Origin of the sequence: Mesorhizobium sp. M1A.F.Ca.ET.072.01.1.1 (genome assembly GCF_004023325.1) — a bacterium.
Classification (GTDB): domain Bacteria; phylum Pseudomonadota; class Alphaproteobacteria; order Rhizobiales; family Rhizobiaceae; genus Mesorhizobium.
This window is the reverse complement of record NZ_RZSF01000728.1, coordinates 1-464: the sequence shown is the minus strand read 5'-3', so window position 1 is coordinate 464 and position 464 is coordinate 1. Positions and strand designations below refer to the sequence as shown.

Annotated in this window: 2 protein-coding genes; both read right to left on the bottom strand. The window is 66.8% G+C overall.

The annotated features are described in order from the left end of the window. Positions 1–272 (bottom strand): MarR family transcriptional regulator (locus tag EOA32_RS37750; protein WP_128374344.1); only part of this gene is annotated, 272 nt, incomplete at its 3' end. After that, positions 266–464: SDR family oxidoreductase (locus EOA32_RS37745; RefSeq protein ID WP_128374343.1), on the bottom strand; the 199-nt coding region annotated here is incomplete at its 5' end. The genes EOA32_RS37750 and EOA32_RS37745, both read right to left, overlap by 7 nt.

Genomic DNA, 464 nt, shown 5'->3' with positions numbered 1-464 from the left:
CGCGTCACCAGCCCTTCGGAGACCAGCCTGTCGACGATGCCGGTGATATTGCCGTTCGACACCAGCAGGAATCGCGACAGGTCGCTCATCAGCATGCCCTCCGGCGAGCGGTAGAGCGCCGCCATCACGTCGAAGCGCGGCAGCGTGGTGTCGAACTCCTTCTTCAGCCGCTCGCGCAGCTCGGCCTCGATCGTGCGCGAAGCACGCAGCAGGCGGATCCACAGCCGCAACCTGTCCTTGCCCGGCCCGGTAGACGTCGGTCCCGCTACCATGTCTCGCCTCCCGAGACCGAGATCGCCTGTCCGGTGATCGACCGCGCCGCATCGCTGCAGAGCCAGAGCACCGTCGCGGCGACCTCTTCCGGCTGGATGAAATGTGCCTGCGGGTTCGCAGCCGAAAGGCTCGCGCGTGCCTCATCGGCGGAACGGCCGGTCTTCTCGATGATGCGCTGGATGGAGTCCTCC